Raw genomic sequence first — 24,227 nt, forward strand, 5'->3', positions numbered from 1 at the left:
TGTTTCAGAATTTTATAGTGCTTTCTTCTATTTTCGAGACTTTTTGCCCAGTCTCAAAAGGAAACTTTGAGACCTTAGGCTCAAAGTTTAGCCATGAAACCGCAGGTTTGCTGGCGTCCTTTGCTACTTTTGAAAAATTCATGGCTCACCCCTAAACAAAAAACTCGACTCAATGCATTTCACTGAGTCGAGAAAAAACGTGGGCTTATTTAACTGGTTCGTTTGCAGTTAATTGCAATTTAATCATAGAAGATTCATCGTGGTTTGAACCGATTTTTTTATCGTAGTATTTCACACGTTTATTAACAGCAGTTACACTTTCCCCAGTAAGTGTTGGGAAGATAAACGCTTGATCGTGTACATATTTTTGCCATTCTTTATAGAATTGAATATTTTTAGCATCATCAAATGCTTCATTTGAAGAAATTTTCTCAATTAAAGCATTTCCTTCAGGACTTGTGTAACGTTGCATATTGAATTTAGCATCTTCACCGAATAATCCTGATGGATTTGGATCGTATCCAGTTGCCCATCCGGCAGCAAACATATCAATTTCAGGATCATCTGCTTCAACTTTATCATAGAAATTGTTCACTTCTAGTGTACGTCCAGTATATAATTGAACATCCAATCCAACTTCTTTCCACCATAATAGATATTGTTGGATTAATGATTCATTCGCATCATCACGTGTACGAGCTGCAAAATTGATTTTTAGTTTAGAACCATCTTTGTTTTCACGTAAACCATCACCATCTACATCTTTGTAGCCAGCATCATCTAGAAGTTTTTTAGCTTTTTCTGGGTTATAAGCGAATCCTTCTTGATCTTTGTTATAAATATCTTTAAAGAATGGAATGATAATTGAGTTTGTTCCATGTTGTAATCCATTATACAAGTTTTTACCTGCTGTATCTGGATCAATCGCATAAGCAATTGCTTGACGTAAAGCTACATCACTCATTTTAGCATTTGGATCAACAATATTTTTACCTTGTTCTTTATCCCATTTACCAAGTTTGAATCCAATATATTCATATTGTGATTGTAAAGAACTTACAAAAGTTACATTTGTTAAATCTTTAAATGAATCGTATTGAGCTGATGGCATACTTGCAATATCATATTTACCAGCTTTCATTTCTGAAACGATACTATCAGGAGAAACAACTTCCATTACAACTTTATCAAGATTTGAACGACCTTTATAATAGTTAGAGTTTGGTACAAATGTTACTGATTCACCAGGTACCATTGATTCAATTGTATACGCCCCTAGACCAACGTTAGATTTACCACGAACTGCATCACTTTGTTCCCATTCAGCTACAGGAATTTTAGAGAATACATGTTTTGGCATCACATAGCTACTTACTGAACCACCTGCTAATTGCATTGAAGGTGTCATTTCTTTATAGTGGATTTTCACTGTGTAATCATCTAATTTTTCTAAACCAGAGATTGTTGAAGCTTTACCTTTGTGGTATTCATCCATTCCTTCAATGTTTTTGAAATCCCCATCATAACGTACACCAGTGTAGTCTTTGTGACCAATTCCTTCATATGTGAAGATATAGTCATCGATTGTAAATTTTTCTCCATCTGACCATTTATAGTCTTGAGAGTTTAATTTAACAGTTGCTGTTTTTCCTTCTACATCAAATGAAATAGATGCTAAACCTGTATTTACTAATTTACGATTATCATCATATTCAAACATTGATTCGTCAATCATTCCTGCTACAGATGAATCTGTTGTATCAGAAGCTAATTCATCAATGAATAGTCCATTAATAGGTGAAGCTGAAACAATCGCATATTTTAATGTTCCACCTTTAATTGGTTCACCATCATGAGTTACTTCAGAAACAAATTTTGTTTTGTCTGCTCCCTCAGTTGTTGTTTTAGTTGTTGTTGTTTTTGAACCACAAGCTGCCATTGTCAGAGCTACTGCAGCCGTTGGTAACCAAAGCCATTTTCTTTTCATCATTTCCATCTCTCCTTAATCAAATCTTCTTTAAAAATTCATTTTTTAATTAAGATGTTATTATATTAACATAAAATTTGGATTTTGCAAGCATTTTTTAATCTTTTTTTAATTTATTTTCATTTTATCTCATTTTTAACTAAAAAAGACTTTTCTCACGGGCATATCCATAAGAAAAGTCTTCATAAAAATTTTACTATTTAACTTGAGTATCTGATACTACTTCTAATTGATACAATGCTGATTTTGAATTGCTTGTTCCAATCTTCGTATCATAATATTTCACACGTTTATTAACGGCAGTTACTAAGTCCCCTACTAATGTTGGGAAAATAAATGCTTCATCATGAACGTATTGTTGCCATTCTTTGTAGAATTCAACATTTTTAGCATCATCAAATGCTTCTGTTGAACTAATGTTATTAATGATGCTATTTCCTTTTTCACTTACAAAACGAGCAAAGTTAAATTTAGCTGTTTCACCGAATAAGTTTGCTGGGTTTGGATCGAACCCTGTTCCCCATCCAGCTGCAAACATATCAATTTCTGGATCATCTGTTTGAACTTTTTCATAGAAGTTATTCGATTCAATGGTACGTCCAGTATATAATTGAACATCTAATCCAATTTCTTTCCACCATAATAAGTATTGTTGAATTAATGATTCATTTGCATCATCACGAGTACGTGCCGCAAATGTAATACTTAATGGAGACCCATCTTTATTTTCACGAATTCCATCACCATCAACATCTTTATATCCAGCTTCTTCTAACATTTGTTTTGCTTTTTCTGGATTATATTTAAATCCTTCTTGTTCTGCATTATATACATCTTTGAAGAATGGAATAATAATCGAATTTGTTCCACGTTGTAAGCCATGGTAAAGTGTTTCACCTACTGTATCCATATCTAATGCATAAGCAATTGCTTGACGTAATACTGGATCACTCATTTTTGCATTTGGATCAGTGATGTTTTTACCGCTTGCTTTGTCAAATTTTCCTAAATGGAAAGCTACATATTCAAATGAAGATTTAAACGTACTTACTAAGTTTACGTTTGTTAAATCTTTATAAGATTCATATTGTGCATTTGGCATCTCAGCAATATCATATTTACCTGCTTTCATTTCTGAAACAATATTATCTGGAGATACAATTTCCATCACTACTTTATCTAATTTTGCACGGCCTTTGTAGTAATGTTCATTTGGAACTAAAGTTACAGATTCACCTGGAATAATTGATTCTAACTTAAATGCTCCTAAACCAACAAATTTAGTTCCGCGAACATATTCACTCTTATCCCATTCAGCTACAGGAATTGTAGAGAAAATATGTTTAGGCATAATATACGCACTTAATGCTCCACCTGCCAATTTCATAGAAGGACGCATTTCTTTGAAGTGGATTTTTACAGAATAGTCATCAATTTTTTCTAATCCTGATACTGAATCTGCTTTTCCTGCATGGAATTCTTTCATTCCTTCTACATTTTCATATTTACTATTATAACGAGAACCTGTGTAATCTTTATGACCGATTGATTGATAAGTGAAGATATAGTCATCAATCGTTACTGGTTGACCGTCTGACCATTTATAATCTTTAGAATTTAATGTAACGGTTACTGTTTTACCTTCAACATCATAATCAATACTTGCTAAACCAGTATTTGTTAACTGTCTATTCTCATCAAATTCAAAAATACTTGAGTCAATTTGTGAACTAATCGTTGAATCTAACGAATCTTGTGCTAATTCATCAATGAATACACCTTTAAAACCAGAAGATGCTACTAGAGCATATTTTAATGTTCCACCTTTAATAGCTTCTGCATCATTGACTGATTCTGTTGCGAATTTCGTTTGTGTTCCTAATGGTGTTTTAGAAGCTGTTGTTTCTTTATTAGAACTACATGCTGCTAAAGCTAATACTGTTGCTGCTGTTGTTACATATAACCAATTCTTTTTCTTCATCTCATTCCTCCAAATATTTCTTATTCCACATAAAGTTCTCATCTCTCTATGTCGAAATCATTCTATCATAAATTAGAAAAAAAGCAATTTTTTTAATCTTTCTCACTTTATTTACTCATAAATAAATACAAAAAAATAGACTTCCCACAGTAGCTTAGCCATGAGCTTCACTTCGCGAAGCTCATGGCCTCCCTTACTACTTATAGGGAAGTCATATTAAAAATAATGTGTTTTTAATTATTTAGTAGCTGTTTCAGATACTACTTCAAGTTGGTATAAAGCAGATTTAGAATCTTTATTACCAATTTCTGAGTTCATGAATTTCACACGTTTGTTCACGGCAGTTACAGAATCACCAATTAAAGTTGGGAAGATGAACGCTTGATCGTGAACATATTTTTGCCATTGTTTGAAGAATTCTACATTCTTAGCTTCATCAAACGCTTCAGTTGAACTAATTTTAGCCATGATATCGTTACCTTCTTGGCTTACGAAACGAGCAAAGTTGAACTTAGCAGATTCACCGAATAAGTTAGATGGGTTTGGATCATAACCTGTTCCCCATCCACCAGCGAACATATCAATTTCTGGATCATCAGCTTGAACTTTTTCATAGAATACATTTGATTCAAGAGTACGGCCAGTGTAAAGTTTTACATCTAAACCGATTTCTTTCCACCATAATAAATATTGTTGGATTAATGATTCGTTTGCATCGTCACGAGTACGTGCTGCAAAGTTAATAGATAATTTAGAACCATCTTTGTTTTCACGTAATCCATCTCCATCAGTATCTTTATATCCAGCTTCATCTAACATTTGTTTAGCTTTTTCTGGGTTATAATCAAATCCTTCTTGATTTGCATTGTAAATATCTTTGAAGAATGGGATGATGATTGAGTTTGTTCCACGTTGTAAACCATGGTACATACTTTCACCAGCTGCATTAATATCTAATGCATAAGCTAATGCTTGACGTAAAACTGGATCTTTCATTTTAGCATTTGGATCAGTGATATTTTTACCTTGTTCTTTATCGTATTTACCTAAGTGGAATGCGATATATTCATATTGAGAAGCAAATGAACTAATGAATGAAACGTTTGTTAAATCTTTGTATGCTTCATATTGCGCACTTGGCATTGAAGCAACATCATAGTTACCAGCTTTCATTTGAGAAACAATTGTATCTGGAGAAACAACTTCCATTACAACTTTATCTAATTTAGCACGACCTTTGTAGTAATGTTCGTTTGGTACTAATGTTACAGATTCACCAGGTGTAATTGATTCAATCTTGAATGGTCCAAGGCCTACACCTTTATTTCCACGTACATAGTCACTCTTTTCCCATTCAGCAACTGGAATAGTTGAGAAGATATGTTTTGGCATTACATAGTAAGGTAAAGCACCACCTGCTAATTGCATTGATGGACGCATTTGTTTGAAGTGAATTTTCACTGAGTAGTCATCTAATTTTTCTACCCCAGAAATTGAGCTAGCTTCACCACTGTGGAATTTATCCATTCCTTCAATATTTTGGTAGTTTGCATTATAACGAACACCTGTATAATCTTTATTACCGATAGCTTCAATTGCAAAAATATAGTCATCAATTGTTAAAGGTTGTCCATCTGACCATTTATAGTCTTTTGAATTTAATTTAATTGTTGCAGTTTTACCTTCAACGTCAAATTCAATAGAACCCAAACCTGTATTTGTTAATTTACGGTTTTCATCGTATTCAAATAATGTAGTATCAATTTGAGATGTAATAGATGAATCTGTTGAATCAGATGCTAATTCATCCATGAATAATCCTTTAAATGGAGATGCTGAAACTAATGCATATTTTAATGTTCCACCTTTAATTGGTGTACCTTCGTGAGTTACTTCAGATGCATATTTAGTTTTTGGTTGTGGAGTTCCACCTGTTGTTGTAGAATCACTTGATTGTCCTTTTCCACCACAAGCTGCTAATGTTAAAGCTACAGCTGCAGTTGAGAAAAATAATAGTCCTTTTTTCTTCATATTTCCTCCTGACTGTCAGACCTATATCAGAATTGTCTGACAATTAAATTAGCTTCCTATACTTTAACAGTTTCTTAACAAAAAAGCAATCATTTTTTCTTAATTTTTTTCATTTTTTTTTATGAAAATTTTATCATCTGTTATTTATCCTTTAGTACATCTATGTTTAAACATAAAAAAAGAGACGAAAAACTCGTCTCTTCTAGTACTATTCTTATTTATTTAATGGAGTTAAAGCAATAAATGCTTCAATAGACTCTGCTACTTCTGCTAATGCTTTCTTCCAGAATTCTGGAGTACTTACATCTACTCCTAAAACTTTAGCAGTATCTTCTACACTTGATACAGTTGTTGCACGAAGTAATTCTTGATATTTTTCAACAAATCCTTCTGGTTGTTCTTGATAGATTGCATATAATCCTTTAGAGAATAATCCACCAAATGCATATGGGAAGTTATAGAAACTTAATCCAGTGCTATAGTAATGTGGTTTACATGCCCACATATATGGATGTAAGTAATCTTGATCTAATCCATCACCGTATGCTTCTTTTTGTGCAGATAACATCATTTCTTCTAAATCTTTAGAGAACATAAATGATTGTTCTCGATTTTCAAAAACAGCTGATTCAAATAGGTAACGAGAATAAATATCTACAATAATTTGAGTTGTATCTTGTAATTGAGATTCGATTAATGCGATTTTTTCTTCATCACTTGCTTCTTTAATCGCTGTATTCATAATGATATTTTCATTAAATGTTGAAGCTGTTTCTGCAACTGGCATTGAATAATCTTGGTTTAATGGACGGTGATTTTCAATGTGTAAACCGTGATATGCATGTCCTAATTCGTGTGCTAATGTTACAACGTCACTTAATGATCCTGTGAAGTTTGTTAACACACGTGATTGTTTAATCATTGGTAGATTAGCACAGAATGCTCCCCCAACTTTTCCTTTACGTGGGTAGAAATCAATATAATGTTTATCAAAGAATTCTTCTGTCATTTCTGCTAAATCAGCTGAGAATGTTTTGAAGTTTTCAATTAAGTAATCTTTAGATTCTTCTACTGTAAATGTACGGCTGCTGTTTCCAACAGGTGCAAATAAATCATAGAATGGTAATCCATTTTCATGACCTAATAAAGCTGCTTTATGACGTAAATATTTTCTAAAGTTTGGTAAATATTCACGGATTGCTTCTAATAATGCATCTAAAGTTTCACGACTCATACGAGAAGCTTCTAAAGTATGTGCTAATGGAGATTCATATCCACGTAATTGTGAAGTTGTCAATACTTCTTTTTTAATATGGTTTAATGAGAACGCAATTGGTTCTTTAATCGCATCATACATTTTCAACTCTGCTTCATACGCTGACTTACGAACTTCTGCATCGCTATCATATGCTTTACCACGAATTTCACTTAAAGTCACTACTTCGCCTTTATATTCGCCTTGAGCACTTGACCACATGAAGTCGAATAATTGAGACCAAGCTTTTCCGCCACTAATAGACATTTTTGCTAATACTTCTTCTAACTCATCACTTAATAAGTGAGTTGCATCTTTTTTAGCTTCCTCAAAATAATAACGATATTCTGCTAAGAAAGGATCTGTTGTAATATCTGTTTGAATTGTTCCTAAGAATTTTGAAACTTTTGCATAAGTCGCTTGTAAATCAGCTGAAACTCCTGCTAATTGTACTTCTACTTGTGTTGCTGTTTCATGCGTTGTATCTGTCGCTAATGTTAAATGAATATAATTATATAAACGACCTGTTAAAACTGTTGATTCTTCTAATAATTTTACAACTTGTGTAATTCCTTCAATCGAATCTTCTAGTGTTAAACTTTCAAATTTTCCTTTTAAAGCTTTATAAGCTTCTACATCTTGTTTAAATTCTTGACTTTCAAATGATGGGTATAAATCTTCTAATGTCCATTCATACATCTTTCATTCCTCCTCTTTTTTCCGTATCTTTTATTATACTGCAACAATTCTAATTTTTCCATGACTGGATTAATTTTTCAATGATTGTACTGGAGCTGGAATACGTCCTCCACGGTTGACGAATAAATCACAATTCCCTTCTTTAACAGGCATAATTGGAGCATAACCTAGTAAACCACCAAATTCTACAGAATCTCCTACTTTTCCACCAGGAACAGGAATAATACGTACCGCAGTTGTTTTTGTATTAATCATTCCAATCGCGGCTTCATCCGCAATAATCCCTGAAATAGTAGTAGCAGAAGTATCTCCTGGAACAGCAATCATATCTAACCCTACTGAACATACGGCTGTCATTGCTTCTAATTTATCCAATGTTAAAACACTATTAGTAGCAGCTTCAATCATTCCTTCGTCTTCAGAAACTGGAATAAATGCTCCACTTAATCCACCAACAGCAGAACTAGCCATCATACCGCCCTTTTTCACAGCATCATTTAATAAGGCTAAGGCAGCTGTTGTACCATGAGTTCCTGTAACAGATAATCCCATTTCTTCTAAAATACGAGCGACTGAATCCCCTACTGCAGGAGTTGGTGCTAGAGATAAATCTAAAATTCCAAATGGAATTCCTAACATTTGACTAGCTTTTTGACCAATTAATTCTCCGACACGAGTAATTTTAAACGCTGTTTTCTTAACAATCTCTGCAATTTCTGTTAATGTTTCAGCTTCATGGTTTTCAAGGGCAGCTTTAACAACCCCAGGGCCAGAAACTCCAACATTAATCACGGCATCTGCTTCTCCACTTCCATGGAAAGCTCCCGCCATAAATGGATTATCTTCTACTGCATTACAGAAAATCACAACTTTAGCACAGCCAAATCCTTCTGGAGTACTTTCAGCTGTTTCTTTAATGATTTCTCCAACTAATTTTACAGCATCCATATTAATTCCGGCTTTTGTAGAACCAATATTGACAGAGCTACATACAATGTCGGTAACCTTCATGGCTTCAGGAATGGAACGAATTAACACTTCATCTGATGGACTCATTCCTTTTTGAACTAAGGCAGAAAATCCACCAATAAAAGATACGCCAATCGCTTTAGCTGCTCGATCCAATGTTTGAGCAATAGATACATAGCTATCTGCTTTAGTAGCTGCTGCAATTTGCGCAATCGGTGTAACGGAAATTCGTTGATTTACAATTGGTACACCATATTGCAGAGATAATTCGTGAGCAGTTTTCACTAAATCTTTTCCGATACGAGTAATCTTGTTATAAATATTTTGATTTAACACATCGATATCCGGATGAATACAATCATGTAAATCAATTCCGATAGTAATGGTACGAACATCAAAGTTTTGTTCTTTGACCATTGAAATTGTTTCTAAAATTTCGCTATGTTGAACCATTCCTTCACCTAACCAATCCGATGCATCGCTTCAAAAATTTCATGATTTTGAATGCGAATATCTAGTGCTAAATTTTTTCCTTGTTCATGAATATAAGGAGCCAATTCCACAAATGGCATTTTACTTGTAGAAACATCTACTAAAATCAACATTGTAAAATATTCATCCATAATTTCTTGAGAGATGTTTACAATATCAATATTTTGTTCTGCTAATAATTTTGATACTTCATAAACAATACCGACACGATCTTTGCCGACAACTGTTACGACTGCTTTCATTTTCTCACTCCTCTAATAAAGTTGCTTCTATTGTATCGAATTTTCTAAAAAAATCCTAGTCAAAACTAATATTTTCATTTTCTTCTTTTTCTTTCCATGCTCTTTTAGTGTATACTACAAGAGAAGAATGAAAAGGAGACAGTTATGAAATACGAAGAATGGTTACAATTATTTCCAAATTCTAAAATGATTCATCACATTCCTGAAGATACAAGAGATTATGTGATTCCATTAGATGAAAATACTTATTTACAAATTCCTTATGAACAATTAACGAATCGTGAATTAGCTTTATTAGAAAACTTCAAGAAATCTCCTACAAAAATAACAACTCAACTTTCACCATGGCAACAGTATTTAGAAAAAGGTGGTCAATGCCCTATTCAGTTGGAGAATATTCAATTCATTCATGTTTGTTTAATTCAAAAAAATCAGGATTTTAATGAGCAAGAATGGTTGGAAATGATGCAAGAAATTTTCGGAGATGTATTAACAAGTTTTTCTTGTTTTCCAAAGCATTATACGATTGTTCGAAAAGCGGATGTTGAGACTGTTTCGACTCAGGATTTACAAGCCATTCATGCAACAGTTGAGGAAGATTTTGCGATTTCGATGAAGATTTTCATTGGAAATGTTTGGAAAATGTCAGAATCTATTCCAGGGATTTATCAAGCTGAGAAAGCTTTATTTGTAACGTATTTGCATGAGTCGAATAAGCAAACTTGTTTGGCTTTTGCGCCGATGGTTTTATGGGGATTTGCACAGAAAAAGTTAGATTTTTCACCGATTCCTGAGACTTTGTATCAGCAGATGGTTCAAGATGAATTTCCTGATTTGATTGAGGCGTTATGGCAAGAGCGTGGGACTTTAACGAAGGCGGCGACTCGTTTGTTTATTCATCGTAATACGTTGCAGTATCGGATTGATCGGTTTGGGCATTTGACGGGATTGGCGCTGAAAAATATGGACGATCTGACTCTCTGTCATTTTCTTTTGATGCAACAGGAATATTAAAAAATAAAACCCTCCACCATTCCTTTGATAGTGAGGTCGCAAGCAGCCACCTTCGGTGTCTCATTGCTAAAAATCAAGCCTCGGTCTTGATTTTTCCCTGTAATATTAGCCTTTCATAGCTAATATTACTTTCACTATAAAGAAATGGTGGAGTATTTTTTATATTCATATTGTATCGGGGCGTTTTTATTAAGGGAATTACGTACATAGTGTAGACACCAGCAGCTTCGCTATGCGAATCTCATGGCTAAACTTCGAGCCTTGGTCTCGAAATTTCCCACAAAAAAGACGACCGAAGTCGTCTTTTTATCTCTCATTAACGATTATTGCGCTATACCGTTTGCGTTAACATAGTATCCATCAGGAGTTGTTGTGTTTCTTAAAATAGCTCCTGATTTACCAGCATAGAACCAATACCCCTCTGCTTCAAACCATTCGTTTTCTGACATCTCTCCAGATGCATTGAAATGATAAACTTCATCTTGATATGTAATAAATACATTCGTAAGAATTGTACCTTTTCCAGATGCAACATACCATTTATTCCCTACTTGGAACCATTCATCAACTTTTAATGCACCTGATTTATCAGCGTAATACCAACCTTCTTCTTGTTGGAACCATTGATTTTCTTTCATTGCACCTGATTCATCAAAGTAATACCAAGTTTTGTTTAACTTAATGAATCCTTTTTGCATAAAGGCAATACCTTTAGATTCACCTTCTAATTCTTTTAAATAATACCAAGTTCCGTTATCATTCACCCATCCCGTTTGAACTTCACCTGATTGATTTAAATAAGTCCATAATTTTGTTGTTTTTTTATCATCAGTATTCACATTAATTAATTGCCATCCTGATAATTTTTTACCATTTTCATGATAATAGACTTTATCATTTTGACGAATAAATCCTGTATTGTTTTGTTCTGCAGCTTGTACATTTGAACTTGTTGCTAAAAATCCAGCACCTAAAACTGCTAAACTAGCTAACATTAATTTATGTTTTTTCATTAAAAAACTCCCCTTTGTCATTACTATTGATATTTCGATCATTAATCAATTTCCACTTTAACACTTCATTCTCTGGGAAGTCAAATTATTAGGAGACTAACTCTTGAATTTTTATACGAAAAGTAAAAAACAGTTGAAGCGTAATTACTTCAACTGTTTTTTCATTAAATTGTTTTATGTTTGTAGAAACTAAATCCTAATGAACTTACTAAAGCTAGAATCGCTAGAACTGTCATAACAATATTCTCTTTTGAACCAGTATTTGGTAAGTGATTATTTTTCTTAGGTTTTGGTTCTTCCGAAGTTTTTTCCTCTTCCTTCTTTGGTTCTTCCAAAACTTTAAGCTCTTCTTTAGGAATACGAGGTTTTTCTTCTTGTGGTTTAGAATTTTCTGGGATTTTTGGTTTTTCTTCCTTAGGTTTTGGATTCTCTGGAATTTTCAACTCTGGTTTATCATGAATAGGAGGGTCGTTTGGAATAAATCCATCCTTAATCTCAAGTTTCAATTCGAATGTTTTAGGTTTAGCAATACGGTTCACTTGCATTGGCTGGTTCCCGTATTTTGAATAATATTCAACTGTTTCACCAATATATTCTGGTCTAATAAGTGACATGCTTGCTAAATCATACTCTCCTGGAGCTGTTTCTCTAGGAACCTTCACAACAATATCATTATTATCAATGTAAACTACAAAATTCTCATTGAATGTAAAAGTTCCATTTTTAAATCCTTCAATTAATTGTTTCGTATAATCGTCTTTTCCAGACAATCTAATTACTCGTTCATGTTGAGCATATTTCAGAACAATTTTATTACCATCTTCTAACGTAGCTTTACCTTCGCTTGTTAATTGGTAATCCGGTTGTTGTTCTGATTTATATAGAGCAATTAAAGCATCTAGTCTTTCATTGAAATTTTGAATTTGAGCTTTTTCTTCCTCCGTTAACTGTCTAAGATTATCATTAGAATATTGACCATCTTCACTCTTATCACGCTCAATAATATAAGGAGACAGTGGAAATTGTGTACCTAATAACTTCCATAAACGTTGTTGCTCAGTAGAAGCGTTTAACGGTGTAACTTCATGACCTGCGTAACCAATACCGAAGTTTTGAATTAATGCAGCATCTAAATTTTCTTCAATCACACGTTTTTCATATTTATCTAAATGATTCGAAGGTAATTTTGGATCAAAGCACCATACTAATACTTGATCTTCACTAATGGTGTAATAGCCAAATGTTGTTGCAAAATTCGTTGTTTGTGCAGCACTTTGTTTAATGAAATTTCCATCCTTATCGGTTGCATCTGGATAGTTAATTTGCCAGTTTTTACCATTTTCATCATACTCTTCAACATTTAGAGTGTAAGTCCCTTCCTGTTTAACTTTCGTTATATCTGGTTTCTTTGTGAAGAAAATTTGATAAATTAATTTCTGACTATACATTCCACCATTTTCAATAAGAGTTATACTAGCTTCATCAAACCCTTGTCTTGAAACTGCATATTTACCTTGCAATGTAGCTGGAATAGATATCGAAGCAAATACTCCTTGGTCCCCCTCTAATTGAATAGGATCGGCTAAAACAGTATTTGTTCCATCTTCTAAAAATTGAACTTCCAGTTTAATTTTGGGACTAGTTCCAGACTCTGCTTCTGCAATATTTCCATTCGTTAGCTTAAATGCCAAAAACACCGTTAGAAGCAATGTAAATACTGCTATTATTTTTTTCATATAATTCCCTTCTTCCTCTTTTGTAATATTTACACATAAATAATTCAGCAAATTTCTTCATTAAATCCAATTATTTACATGAGGTTAAAGATAATATACATCAGTTATATATATTTTCATAGAAAGATTTCCTTACAAATATTTAAAAGAAAATTACAAAAAAACTAAATTTGAAATATTTGTAAAAATTTTTGAAACAAAAAAATAGCCTCGCTTTCGCGAGGCTATCTTCTATCAGTTATATATGAATGTTCCATTACACAAGGGCAGGAGTTTTTACAGTTTTTTCTTTTTTCTCTTTCCCTTTAATTGTAATTTTCCCTTTTGTGGCTCCAATAGTAACTTGTTGTCCGAAGCGAATTTCTCCACTTAACAATGCTTCACTTAATGGATCTTCAATTTTCTTTTGAATAGCACGGCGAATTGGTCTTGCTCCATATTCTGGATCAAATCCTTCTTCTGCTAGTACATCTAATACTGCAGAAGTAATTTTCACTGTAATATTCAATTCTTGTAGTCTTGAAGTAATTTCTTTTGCCATAATCCCAACAATTTGTCTTAGTTCTTCTTTTTGAAGTTTATGGAAGACAATCGTTTCATCAATACGGTTTAATAATTCTGGTCTAAATGAATTTTTCAATTCTTCACGAATTCGTTTTTCCATCGCATCATGGTTTTGTTGAACCGTTTTTGCACCAAATCCTACAGATTTTTCTTCACGAAGAGCTACAGCACCAAGGTTTGATGTCATAATAATAACAGTATTTCTGAAGTCCACTTTTCTTCCTTTTGAATCGGTCAAATGTCCATCATCTAATACTTGTAATAAAATGTTAAATACATCTGGATGAGCTTTTTCAATTTCGTCTAGTAAAATCACAGCATAAGGACGTTGACGAATTTTTTCAGTTAATTGACCACCTTCATCAAAACCAACATATCCTGGAGGTGACCCTACTAAACGGCTAACGGAATGTTTTTCCATATATTCAGACATATCAATTCTGACTAGCGCATCTTGTTCTCCGAACATTGCCTCTGCTAAAGTTTTCGCTAATTCTGTTTTACCAACACCAGTTGGACCTAAGAATAAGAATGAACCAATTGGTCGGCGTGGATCTTTTAATCCACTTCTTGCACGACGAATCGAACGAGCAATAGCACTTACAGCTTCTGATTGTCCAATCACACGTTTGTGTAACACTGATTCTAAGTTGATTAAACGTTCACTTTCTTTTTTCTCCATTTGTTGAAGAGGAATTCCTGTCCATTGAGAAACAACTTCTGCAATATCCCCTTCTCCAATCGAAGCAACATAATCTGTTTTTGGTGAAGTTTCTAATTTTTCAATTAATTTTTCTAATTTAGCTCTCTTTGCTAATTCTTTTTTACGGAATTTAGCTGCTTCATCGAAGTTTTGGTGTTGAATCGCTTGATTTTTCAATTGTTCAAAATGTAAAATTTCTTCTTCTAATAAGACGATTGGAGAAACTTTTGTAGTTACATCTAAGCGAGCTTTTGCAGCTGTTTCATCCATTAAGTCAATCGCTTTATCCGGAAGACGTCTTGAAGTAATGTAACGAACAGATAATTGTACGGCTGCTTGAATTGCTTCATCTGTGATTTCTACATGATGATGCGCTTCATAGTGTTTTCTCAACCCTTTTAAAATTTGAATACTATCTTCAGCAGTTGGTTCTTCTACATGAATAGAAGCAAAACGACGTTCTAGGGCAGCATCTTTTTCGATATATTTTTGATACTCATCTAAAGTAGTTGCACCAATCACTTGTAATTCACCACGAGCTAAGGCAGGTTTTAGGATATTCGAAGCATCAATCGCTCCTTCTGCGCCACCTGCACCAATAAGTGTGTGTAATTCATCGATAAATAAAATTACATCTTGTTGTGTATAAATTTCTTCGATGATTTTTTTCATTCGTTCTTCAAATTCACCACGATATTTTGTTCCTGCTACTAATGCACCCATATCTAACATCATTAAACGTTTGCTGGCAATTTCTTCAGGAACTTCACCATTAACCATACGTTGTGCTAATCCTTCAACAATAGCAGTTTTACCAACACCAGGCTCCCCAACTAATACAGGATTATTTTTTGTACGACGGCTAATGACTTGAATCATACGACGAACTTCTTCATTTCTTCCGATTACTGGGTCTAATTTCCCTTGCCTTGCTAAGGCTGTTAAATCTCTTGATAAGCTATCCAATGTTGGTGTTTTGTCTTTTGCACTGTTACCAGATACTTGACCTTTTGTTGAACGAGCTTTTGAAGGTTGAATTCCAATTTTTTCATAGATCGTCTTCATTAATTCTTCTAATGAAATATGATTGTCACGCATAATTTTTGTCGCTAATACTTCTTCTTGAAGTAAGCCTAATAATAGATGTTCCGTTCCTACTTGTGGAATTTTCAAACGTTTCGCTTCTTCAGTTGCTGCAACAACTACTTTTTTAGCTCTTGGCGAATATGGCATTAAATATGGATCGATTTCTTTACGATTGCTTCCGTATCCAGTTAATGCTTCAATTTCTTGACGAACAATTTCTGCTGTTAATCCTCTTTCTCTTAATAAAATTCCAGCAATTCCTTCTTGTTCAATGACTAGACCTAATAATAAGTGTTCAGTACCCACTGCTTGATGTCTAAAAGAAATTGCTTCTCTAGCAGCTAATACCATTGCACTACGTGCTTTTTCTGTAAACATTTCACTCATTCACATCACCCCTACTTATACTTTAAACTGGTTAATATATTTTTCATCATATTACTACGAAGTTGATCACTACATTGCTCTGCATCTGTTAACGATTCTTTCGACATTGCAATAGACAATAATTGTGCTTCTCGTTTTGAGAGGAGCTCATTATCATACAGATTTTGTAAAATATGATTGGCTTGTTTCATCGATAATTCTTCTGGAACAACTTCTAATAAGGCATCAATAATATCCATATCATCAACTAAATTCACTTTCATAATACGAATATAACCACCACCACCACGTTTACTTTCAACGACATATCCTTGTTGAACCGTAAAACGAGTATTAATCACATAATTAATTTGCGATGGAACACAATTAAAACGATCCGCAATTTCACTACGGCGAATCTCAACTTTCTCTTGCGCTAATAAGACGTTTTTTAAATATTCTTCTATAATATCCGACATATTTGACGGTTGCATACGAACTCTCCTCCCTTTTGACTTTCTTTGACTTTAATTATACAAAATAAATTTCTCTTTGCCAATAAAAAGAACTTAATCTCAGTAGAATTTCTTAAATTTATCCAAAAATTTAGTTGATTAGTTTTAAAAACAAAATTGATTGAAGAACAAAAAAAACACCACGCCTAAACTCGTGGTGTATTCTTAACTTTAAAACTGATGTCCAACTTCTCTCAAAGCATGAATAATAGACAAAATCATTTCAGAATCAACATGATTCTTCTTTAAATATTTTTCCAATTCTTTCAAAGATGATTTAGGATGTTTATTCATAAATTCTAACGCAAATGGCAAAGCTCTTTGAAACGCTTCTAATTGAACATCAACGAACGTATCCTTTTCCTCTTTAGTTGCTTCCTTGAACATTTTTCGACTATCATTTGATACACTAAAATCATCAAAATCCTCATCAAACTCATCGTCAAATTCATCGAGTTCATCCTCAAAATCTAGATAAGGATTATCAGATGTCATTAAGTGAAATAAATGTTCAAATGTATACGTATCAATCACAGATTCTTCAGAACCGATATGAAATAGAATTTTAAAAATATCCATCATTGGTGCTAAACTATCTTTTAAGAACTGTGCAAAAATCCCTCTTGTAATCCATTGAACTGGAATAAATTGTAAATCTGTATACAATCCCATTAATGTATGCTGTAGATGTTCTGGATCTAACTCATCCATTGGTTCAATCATAATAATTTCTTCATCTGAAGCAACGACTAATACATATTGTGGTCCTTTTTTCTCTTCTTTCCCATAAAAATGAGTTGGAGATAACATGAATCGCATTTCAAATGTTACAGGAACCGTAAATTGAATGGCTTTTTTCAAACGAAAAACAGATAACTCTGGAATATACAATTTTGGTTTTTCACCTTTATATCCAATAAATTCTTCATAAGAGAGGTCTTCAAACTGAATAATATCTCCTTCATTATAGAAACTTCCCTTACTCTTCTGATTATATGTAATCTTTGGTAAAATATTATTCTTCATCGGAATGTTAACTGATGCAAGTAACTCAAGATTTCCCTCTTTTGTTAACCAGTCAATTACTTTTTGGCATAATTTCACCTCTGCCCCTTTAACATCTCTTTTTAAAAGTTTGGCATCATTTAAACTCCAAATTAATGGATAAAGTTTTTTTCTTTTACGAGTGATACCCAATTCTCTCATTTTTTCTTTTTGACTATTAGGAATAAATTTTAAAGGAACAAAAATCATTTGAATCCCTTGACGTAATCCTTCAATTTCATCTAAATCTTCTTCTGTTTCAGCCATTTTTACTATATATTCTTCTGCTTTAACTCTTTGTTGATATTCTCGAATATCTTTATGGAAAAATGCTGCAAATTGACCTTCCTTATTATGCATTAATTCTACAATAAATTGAACCTTACCAGATTGATTACAAACTGCTGCTGCCATTACTTCTTGTTTAAATTGTGTTAACGCTTCTTGAACTTGATATAAACCACTATAAATTTCTTCCATTTCATCACTCCCCAATTCTTCATTCATCCTTATTTTACTATGGTTTCAATGAAAAGACTATATATACCTTAGTATTTGATACTCAAAAGTACCTTATCCTCTATTTTATGATTCTATTCTTCTTAAAATATATAAAAAAGAAGTACCTAGAATTTTTTCTAAGTACTTCTTGTAAAAATTATTTAATCACAATACTTCTAACTTCTCCATGTGCAGTTACTTGCATTTCTACTTGTTGTTCTTTTTGTACAAATGGTAAACGATTTTGAATCGTAGCAGGAGCACGATAGACTTTTTCATCTACCAATAGGTAGTAAATCGTATTTCCATTGATAACAACACCTTGAATATCTTGGACTTTACCTGTCACACTTGTTAAATGATCATCGCTGTCTGTTCCAACTTGTTCCGTTGGTGCAGATTGTTCATATTTTTGAATTAAACGACTCACACTTGTTTCGACATAAACATTTTGATAATTTTCTACATCGATTAACGCATATTTTTTAATCAGTCCTGAACTATCTTTTAAAGATAGAATATACATTGGTTTACCATTTAAACTGATTAGTAGTGGGAACGTTGCTTTATAGCCTGTTTCTTGAACACTACCTTCTGCCGAACTCATTGCTGAGAACTCTTCTGCTGCTGATACTGGATACATTTTCGCTTCTTTTGTACGAGTATTGACTAATACGAATCCAATATTTGAATTATCTGAAGCTACCGAAGTAATTCCTGTATATAGGTAAATATCATCATTCATCGGTAAGTAATTATACCCTTTTGTAGGAACTGTCACTCCTTTTTTAGAGAAAATCGTATTCCAGAATCCTAATTTATATTTTCCATTCATTTCCAACTGATGTAAAATTAATTCCGCACTATACACACGATCTACCCAATGAGGAATTTCTTGTAAATTATAATGCTTACTTTCACCTGTTAAAGCATTCACCGTAATTAAACCATTCACTTCAGGTTCTCTTAAGAAAAAATTACGACTATAAGTTGAAGCAATATAATATGGTGTCCCTTCATCATCAACTTCAAAACTTGGACTACCAAATAAAGTAAATGGATGATGGAAACGTAAGTGACGATGAATATTACGGTTGAAATACTCTGCTTCACTATAACGAATTGGTTGACTTGGTTTCTTCACTTCTACATCTCCAGTAACCATATCTACTTGCATATAATTTGGAATTCCATCTTGATGATTAGAGAACCATTTCCAAAATCCTGCATATTTTAATGGAGAGACACGATACGGATGATTTTGAATATTAATTTGCGTATAATCTTCTGCCACTTCGAATTGAGAAACTAGGTCTGTCAAAGCCCCGATTCTACGATTACCTAATCTTGAAGCTGTGTCACGATCAATTAATGGAATTTGTGTCACATCTGTCTTAGGAAAATCTGTCGCAAAGTCTGCATTTTGAACTTGAATCATTTTAGAATAAGATTCAGCAAAAAATAATGGAGACAAAATAAAATGACTTGCCACAGCAATAACGATTAAAACTCCAACTATTGATAATACAATTTTAGAAACTAAGTGACTTTTAGACTGGCTCACTTGCTCCCAAGAAAACTTACTAGTGCTAGTTTTAAAAGCAATACTAGCTCCTGTCACCCATTCAATGGCTCCAACTAATACTAAAATCAAGGCTAAAAACACCCAGAAAGCAGGTGAAGCATAATGAATTGGTGGTAAGTTTTTATAATAGTAAAGTGCAATGATAATTACTGCAATAACATATAAAATTGATTTTGAAAAATTTAATCGAAAACTCTTTCCTTGTTGATTTCTTGCACTTCGATTAGCACTATTGGTTACATCTTTCATTTGTATTCCCCCTTTTGTTGTCTTCATTATATGTTTATCTTATAAAACTGTCCATACAACTTTTGGATGATTTTATTATATAGCGTGAATTGGATGATGATTCTTGATAAATAGCGATTTATCCATAAAAAATACCGTCTCCCAAAATGATCTTTAGAAAACGGTATTTTATAACTTTGACAGGTTAGCGATGTTATGAGTGCATAATACAAAATTTTTTTTCAAACGTCAAACGATATGATTTTTTACACAGTTTGCTATTATTTTCGTTTCATTTATGGTACACTCTCACCGTAGAAAGTTTTAAAGCGGTGGCAATCTCTATAAAGGTAGGTGATGCTTATGAGCATCTTCATTAAATCTATCGAAAGGAGGTTGCACTTTGTCAGTCTATGAAGCGTTGACATTGGTGTGTTCTTTTGCGACTTTACTAGTTGCGTTAGTAGCACGGGTTGTCAAACTAATAGAAATTAAGACAAAAAAATAACACCGCTCATGACTTTGACTAGTTGAGTGGTGTTATAAACACTATAAAAATTAGCCACCGTCTTTTCAACGGTCTACATCAGAGTCGAGTTCCAGCTCGGCTCTTTTTGTATCTTTATTATATCAAAAACAAAATGAATTGCAAATTTCTGTAATTCCAAGGCTTCGTTTACAATCAAAAATATGTAATTCTATCTCATTAAGCACATATTGCAAACACAGACAATTCTGTCTCATTAAAACACAAGCTTTTCTCTCATAACAATCCTACCTGTGACTAGCTACCACCCTCACTCCACAAAAATAGTCGCCTCATTCCTCAGAAATCGGCGACTCCAATCTATCTACTATTGTAAATCTTTTGAGTTTGTCATAATCGCATCAATTAAACCATATTCCAAAGCTTCTTGAGCTGTCATATAGTTATCACGATCTGTATCTTTCTCAATTGTTTTAATTTTTTGTCCCGTTTGTTTTGCTAAAATCGCATTTAAACGTTCACGTGTTTTTAAAATTTGACGAGCAACGATTTCGATTTCTGTTGCTTGACCTTGAGCTCCACCTAATGGTTGGTGAATTAAAATCTCAGCATTTGGTAATGCATAACGTTTGCCTTTTGTACCAGCTGTTAATAAGAATGAACCCATTGAAGCAGCTAATCCCATCGCAATTGTTTGGACATCTGCTTTAATAAAATTCATTGTGTCATAGATTGCTAAACCTGCAGTAACACTTCCTCCTGGAGAGTTAATATACATATAAATATCTTTCTCAGGATCTTGCGCATCTAGGAATAATAATTGCGCAATAATCGCATTTGCCATATCATCGTGAATTGGTCCACTTACCATAATAATACGATCTTTTAATAATCTTGAATAAATATCATACGCACGTTCACCACGTGATGATTGTTCAATAACTGTAGGAATTAAATTCATGTTGAATCCTCCACTCTCTTTTAAATTTCAATATTAGTGTAACGGATTTGTCAATAAAGGTCAAAAGAATTGCCTATCGAACAAAATCAAAAATTTTCTGCCAAAGCTCACCAGAAAATACTGAAAACGGATTTCCACCACTACCAAGTAGACTGTAACCAATCATAAGCCCTAGTATAAATAACAAAAAAGCCAATCCTAAAAATAGAGCTATACGAATGAGAACAATCATTAAAAATGGTTTACTATTGTAAAAATATTCTAATCTTTTAAACATGTTCTCACCTCTGATTAATAATGAAGTACATCATCATCAAATACATTCGCAGTAGGATTCATGACTACTCGTTTTGAAGAGAATAATCGTTTAAATCCATCAAACAAACCACGTTCTCTCTTAATACGGTCTAGTAAAATACCTGTACCAATGGCTACACTTTCTAATGGATTGTCTGCTAAAAACACTGGAACTTGTAATCGATCAGATAACATACGATCAATACCATGAATTAAGGCTCCACCACCAGTTACTACAATTCCTCGTTCAATAATATCTCCTGCTAATTCTGGAGGAGTATCTTCTAAAACTAAACGAGTTTCTTCGCAAATAGTATCTAAAATTTCTTTTAAGCAATGATAAATTTCATTCGTATAAATGGTTACCGTCTTCGGAAGTCCAGTTGTCATATCACGACCTTTTACAATCATGTCCGACTGAGTTTCTACTTCGATAGCTGAACCTAAATCCATCTTAATCGCTTCTGCTGTTCTCTCTCCAATAATTAGCTGATATTTTTCTTTAATATAGTCCATAATTTGATGATCCATATCATCCCCAGCTAACTTAATCGAACGGCTAGATACAGTCGCTCCCATAGAAAGCACTGCAATATCACTTGTTCCACCACCAATATCGACAATCATATTGCCCGAAGGAGAGAAAATATCCAATCCTACTCCAACAGCAGCAACTTTAGGTTCTTCTTCTAAATAAATCGAATGTCCCCCACATTTAATTGCAGCTTGAATGATAGCCTTTTGTTCCACTGTTGTCACATTTGTTGGCGTACAAATTAAAATATCCGGTTTTTGGAAAAATGTATTCAAATGTAATTTATGAATAAACATCTCTAATAATTGTTCCGTTACGGCAATATCTGCAATAACCCCACCCTTTAGTGGATGAACAATGGAAATATCTCTTGGCGTTCTACCTAACATACGGTAGGCTTTCTCACCCACTGCAATTACTGTATTTGTTTTATCATCAACAGCAACTAGTGATGGTTCATTTAAGATGATTCCACGGTCTTTTAAATAAATTAAAATATTCGCAGTCCCTAAATCAATTCCAATATCTCTTGCCATAGGTCTCCCTTTCTTATTCTAGTCATTATATTTTATATTCTGTCTTATCATCTATGCCTAAATCTGTCCGTAGACATTCATCCATAGTTACTTAGCATTATAGCATACTTTTGATGGATGGACTATTTTTGTGGTGTGAATAGATAAAAATTTGTTTCTGTTTAAAGTAAATAATAAAAAGGAGAATGCGGTTTAAACTACATTCTCCTGAAAATGAATTTATTCATATAATGACTTCAAGGTATTTATAATTATTTTGAAATTAATTTATTTTCTGTTTTCGAAAAAACATTGTTAAATTAAAGCTCATGATTTATAGAGACTATGTTTTCAATATTAATATGTTATCTCCTCCTTTTTTCTATTGTAATATTTTTAGGATATATTCAATCTATAAAAACCAATTCTACTCCACCACAAGTTTGCCTTCGTCATCTAGTTTAACGAACACTGGATTATATAACTTAGGTTTTTTCGCTAATTTCTCTAATCTCTCCATATGATTCTGAATAATCTGATCGTAATCCACTTTTGAAACTACAAACTTTTTCTCTTTTACAGCAATAATCTTACTATTTTCAACCAGTTTACTAGGATATTGATTAGCGAGCATTGTTATTAAATTTATATCTGCATCATTAAAATCATCCCAGTGTAACTCTGCCATTTTTCTTTCATGTTTAAAAATTTCACTTTCTTTTGCTTTCCAAATATTTAGCCTCTTTGTGAAACTTGACCATTCTTCTTCTGTTCGTGTTTGAACAATGAAAGCACATCTTCTTGCTCTATCATCATTCACTTCTATGATTTTTTCTTCATAAGTACTTTTAGAATATCGATGAAATCTATCACATATTTTACTATAGTCCATCAACACCGCCCCATAAACAGGCCCTTTTTCTAATCCAAATAAATGCCGTAAATCCCATTCATCGTTTTCTATTTTAGAAATAAATTCATATAACAATAAAAAGATCTGCAATTGATAGGGTCTATCGTATACCTTTCTTTCATGTACTTGTAGCCAACCACTAAGAGTAAATTTTCTATCATCAGAAAACATCATGGCTATCATCCTCCTTAAACATTCAAAATGACTGTTAATCGTAATATCTATCCTTATTATAAGTCTTATAGGAAATATTGACAAAGATATTTTGTCAGCTGATTTTATAAAGAAGTGGTCTTTTACTAAATACATCCTCCCTGCTTCTCTAGTTTTTAATAACTTAAAAAGCAAAATTTTTTTGAGTGTCAAACAGTTTTTGTCGAACAAAAGTGATTATTCCCTCATTAAATCAGTTGACATACATCTAATATTTTAATAGAATGAGCTTAAAAAAGTGGTGATACTCCACCATTAAGTGAGTGATAAAAAAGCGGTGATACTCCACCATTAA

General features: G+C 33.1%; 18 protein-coding genes. 2 read left to right on the plus strand and 16 right to left on the minus strand.

Going from position 1 to position 24,227, the window contains the following annotated elements:
• Nucleotides 1-205: 205 nt before the first annotated feature.
• The 6 genes from RWR88_RS06025 to RWR88_RS06050 form a co-directional block, all read right to left on the minus strand.
• The gene (locus tag RWR88_RS06025; protein ID WP_314451116.1) at nucleotides 206-1,990 is read right to left on the minus strand and encodes an oligopeptide ABC transporter substrate-binding protein; all 1,785 of its coding nucleotides are present in this window, start codon (nucleotides 1,988-1,990) and stop codon (nucleotides 206-208) included.
• Nucleotides 1,991-2,183: 193 nt separating this feature from the next.
• The gene (locus tag RWR88_RS06030; RefSeq protein WP_314451119.1) at nucleotides 2,184-3,968 is read right to left on the minus strand and encodes an oligopeptide ABC transporter substrate-binding protein; all 1,785 of its coding nucleotides are present in this window, start codon (nucleotides 3,966-3,968) and stop codon (nucleotides 2,184-2,186) included.
• A 237-nt stretch (nucleotides 3,969-4,205) separates the two neighbouring features.
• Entirely contained in the window at nucleotides 4,206-5,999 is a 1,794-nt protein-coding gene (locus tag RWR88_RS06035; protein WP_314451122.1) for an oligopeptide ABC transporter substrate-binding protein, read from the minus strand.
• A 214-nt stretch (nucleotides 6,000-6,213) separates the two neighbouring features.
• Complete coding sequence (locus RWR88_RS06040; RefSeq protein ID WP_314451125.1) at nucleotides 6,214-7,953, minus strand: M3 family oligoendopeptidase; 1,740 nt, start codon at nucleotides 7,951-7,953, stop codon at nucleotides 6,214-6,216.
• A gap of 69 nt (nucleotides 7,954-8,022) precedes the next feature.
• A complete protein-coding gene (locus tag RWR88_RS06045) occupies nucleotides 8,023-9,375 on the minus strand; it encodes a PFL family protein (RefSeq protein WP_314451128.1) in 1,353 nt (450 codons plus the stop codon).
• Nucleotides 9,376-9,383: 8 nt separating this feature from the next.
• Nucleotides 9,384-9,656, minus strand: coding sequence for an ACT domain-containing protein (locus tag RWR88_RS06050; RefSeq protein ID WP_314451131.1), 273 nt, complete (start codon nucleotides 9,654-9,656; stop codon nucleotides 9,384-9,386).
• A 144-nt stretch (nucleotides 9,657-9,800) separates the two neighbouring features.
• Here RWR88_RS06050 and RWR88_RS06055 point away from each other — a divergent pair, with 144 nt between their 5' ends.
• The gene (locus tag RWR88_RS06055; RefSeq protein WP_314451133.1) at nucleotides 9,801-10,670 is read left to right on the plus strand and encodes a helix-turn-helix domain-containing protein; all 870 of its coding nucleotides are present in this window, start codon (nucleotides 9,801-9,803) and stop codon (nucleotides 10,668-10,670) included.
• 323 nt (nucleotides 10,671-10,993) lie between these two features.
• Here RWR88_RS06055 and RWR88_RS06060 read toward each other — a convergent pair whose 3' ends face one another.
• The 6 genes from RWR88_RS06060 to RWR88_RS06085 form a co-directional block, all read right to left on the minus strand.
• Nucleotides 10,994-11,683, minus strand: coding sequence for a hypothetical protein (locus RWR88_RS06060; protein WP_314451136.1), 690 nt, complete (start codon nucleotides 11,681-11,683; stop codon nucleotides 10,994-10,996).
• Nucleotides 11,684-11,847: 164 nt separating this feature from the next.
• Nucleotides 11,848-13,419, minus strand: a complete 1,572-nt coding sequence (locus tag RWR88_RS06065) for an LPXTG cell wall anchor domain-containing protein (RefSeq protein WP_314451139.1) — start codon at nucleotides 13,417-13,419, stop codon at nucleotides 11,848-11,850.
• A gap of 256 nt (nucleotides 13,420-13,675) precedes the next feature.
• Nucleotides 13,676-16,159, minus strand: coding sequence for an ATP-dependent Clp protease ATP-binding subunit (locus tag RWR88_RS06070; RefSeq protein ID WP_314451142.1), 2,484 nt, complete (start codon nucleotides 16,157-16,159; stop codon nucleotides 13,676-13,678).
• Between the two features lie 11 nt (nucleotides 16,160-16,170).
• Nucleotides 16,171-16,632, minus strand: coding sequence for a CtsR family transcriptional regulator (locus tag RWR88_RS06075; RefSeq protein WP_314451145.1), 462 nt, complete (start codon nucleotides 16,630-16,632; stop codon nucleotides 16,171-16,173).
• A gap of 192 nt (nucleotides 16,633-16,824) precedes the next feature.
• Complete coding sequence (locus tag RWR88_RS06080) at nucleotides 16,825-18,177, minus strand: hypothetical protein (protein WP_314348756.1); 1,353 nt, start codon at nucleotides 18,175-18,177, stop codon at nucleotides 16,825-16,827.
• Between the two features lie 178 nt (nucleotides 18,178-18,355).
• Nucleotides 18,356-20,032 (minus strand): hypothetical protein, encoded by a 1,677-nt coding sequence (locus RWR88_RS06085; RefSeq protein ID WP_314348757.1) that lies wholly within the window; start codon nucleotides 20,030-20,032, stop codon nucleotides 18,356-18,358.
• Between the two features lie 382 nt (nucleotides 20,033-20,414).
• Between RWR88_RS06085 and RWR88_RS08695 the strand changes: the two genes are divergently transcribed.
• Nucleotides 20,415-20,519, plus strand: coding sequence for a putative holin-like toxin (locus tag RWR88_RS08695; RefSeq protein WP_369011005.1), 105 nt, complete (start codon nucleotides 20,415-20,417; stop codon nucleotides 20,517-20,519).
• Between the two features lie 346 nt (nucleotides 20,520-20,865).
• Here RWR88_RS08695 and clpP read toward each other — a convergent pair whose 3' ends face one another.
• The 4 genes from clpP to RWR88_RS06105 all read right to left on the minus strand — a co-directional run bounded on the left by clpP (nucleotide 20,866) and on the right by RWR88_RS06105 (nucleotide 23,893).
• Entirely contained in the window at nucleotides 20,866-21,459 is a 594-nt protein-coding gene (clpP, locus tag RWR88_RS06090) for an ATP-dependent Clp endopeptidase proteolytic subunit ClpP (RefSeq protein ID WP_227930954.1), read from the minus strand.
• Nucleotides 21,460-21,532: 73 nt separating this feature from the next.
• Nucleotides 21,533-21,736 carry a DNA-directed RNA polymerase subunit beta gene (locus tag RWR88_RS06095; protein WP_314348760.1) on the minus strand — a complete coding sequence of 68 codons (204 nt, stop codon included), beginning with the start codon at nucleotides 21,734-21,736 and terminating at the stop codon, nucleotides 21,533-21,535.
• A gap of 14 nt (nucleotides 21,737-21,750) precedes the next feature.
• Nucleotides 21,751-22,827 carry a rod shape-determining protein gene (locus RWR88_RS06100; RefSeq protein WP_314348761.1) on the minus strand — a complete coding sequence of 359 codons (1,077 nt, stop codon included), beginning with the start codon at nucleotides 22,825-22,827 and terminating at the stop codon, nucleotides 21,751-21,753.
• 406 nt (nucleotides 22,828-23,233) lie between these two features.
• Nucleotides 23,234-23,893 (minus strand): hypothetical protein, encoded by a 660-nt coding sequence (locus RWR88_RS06105; RefSeq protein ID WP_314451148.1) that lies wholly within the window; start codon nucleotides 23,891-23,893, stop codon nucleotides 23,234-23,236.
• Nucleotides 23,894-24,227: the final 334 nt, after the last annotated feature.

Origin of the sequence: uncultured Granulicatella sp. (assembly GCF_963528195.1) — a bacterium.
In the GTDB taxonomy this organism is placed as follows: domain Bacteria; phylum Bacillota; class Bacilli; order Lactobacillales; family Aerococcaceae; genus Granulicatella.

Excerpts from the sequence above, each read along its gene's own strand:
- RWR88_RS06025 (WP_314451116.1), bottom strand. The coding sequence starts at position 1,990 with ATGATGAAAAGAAAATGGCTTTGGTTACCAACGGCTGCAGTAGCTCTG.
- RWR88_RS06030 (WP_314451119.1), bottom strand. The coding sequence starts at position 3,968 with ATGAAGAAAAAGAATTGGTTATATGTAACAACAGCAGCAACAGTATTA.
- RWR88_RS06035 (WP_314451122.1), bottom strand. The coding sequence starts at position 5,999 with ATGAAGAAAAAAGGACTATTATTTTTCTCAACTGCAGCTGTAGCTTTA.
- RWR88_RS06040 (WP_314451125.1), bottom strand. The coding sequence starts at position 7,953 with ATGTATGAATGGACATTAGAAGATTTATACCCATCATTTGAAAGTCAA.
- RWR88_RS06045 (WP_314451128.1), bottom strand. The coding sequence starts at position 9,375 with ATGGTTCAACATAGCGAAATTTTAGAAACAATTTCAATGGTCAAAGAA.
- RWR88_RS06050 (WP_314451131.1), bottom strand. The coding sequence starts at position 9,656 with ATGAAAGCAGTCGTAACAGTTGTCGGCAAAGATCGTGTCGGTATTGTT.
- RWR88_RS06055 (WP_314451133.1), top strand. The coding sequence starts at position 9,801 with ATGAAATACGAAGAATGGTTACAATTATTTCCAAATTCTAAAATGATT.
- RWR88_RS06060 (WP_314451136.1), bottom strand. The coding sequence starts at position 11,683 with ATGAAAAAACATAAATTAATGTTAGCTAGTTTAGCAGTTTTAGGTGCT.
- RWR88_RS06065 (WP_314451139.1), bottom strand. The coding sequence starts at position 13,419 with ATGAAAAAAATAATAGCAGTATTTACATTGCTTCTAACGGTGTTTTTG.
- RWR88_RS06070 (WP_314451142.1), bottom strand. The coding sequence starts at position 16,159 with ATGAGTGAAATGTTTACAGAAAAAGCACGTAGTGCAATGGTATTAGCT.
- RWR88_RS06075 (WP_314451145.1), bottom strand. The coding sequence starts at position 16,632 with ATGCAACCGTCAAATATGTCGGATATTATAGAAGAATATTTAAAAAAC.
- RWR88_RS06080 (WP_314348756.1), bottom strand. The coding sequence starts at position 18,177 with ATGGAAGAAATTTATAGTGGTTTATATCAAGTTCAAGAAGCGTTAACA.
- RWR88_RS06085 (WP_314348757.1), bottom strand. The coding sequence starts at position 20,032 with ATGAAAGATGTAACCAATAGTGCTAATCGAAGTGCAAGAAATCAACAA.
- clpP (WP_227930954.1), bottom strand. The coding sequence starts at position 21,459 with ATGAATTTAATTCCTACAGTTATTGAACAATCATCACGTGGTGAACGT.
- RWR88_RS06095 (WP_314348760.1), bottom strand. The coding sequence starts at position 21,736 with ATGTTTAAAAGATTAGAATATTTTTACAATAGTAAACCATTTTTAATG.
- RWR88_RS06100 (WP_314348761.1), bottom strand. The coding sequence starts at position 22,827 with ATGGCAAGAGATATTGGAATTGATTTAGGGACTGCGAATATTTTAATT.
- RWR88_RS06105 (WP_314451148.1), bottom strand. The coding sequence starts at position 23,893 with ATGATGTTTTCTGATGATAGAAAATTTACTCTTAGTGGTTGGCTACAA.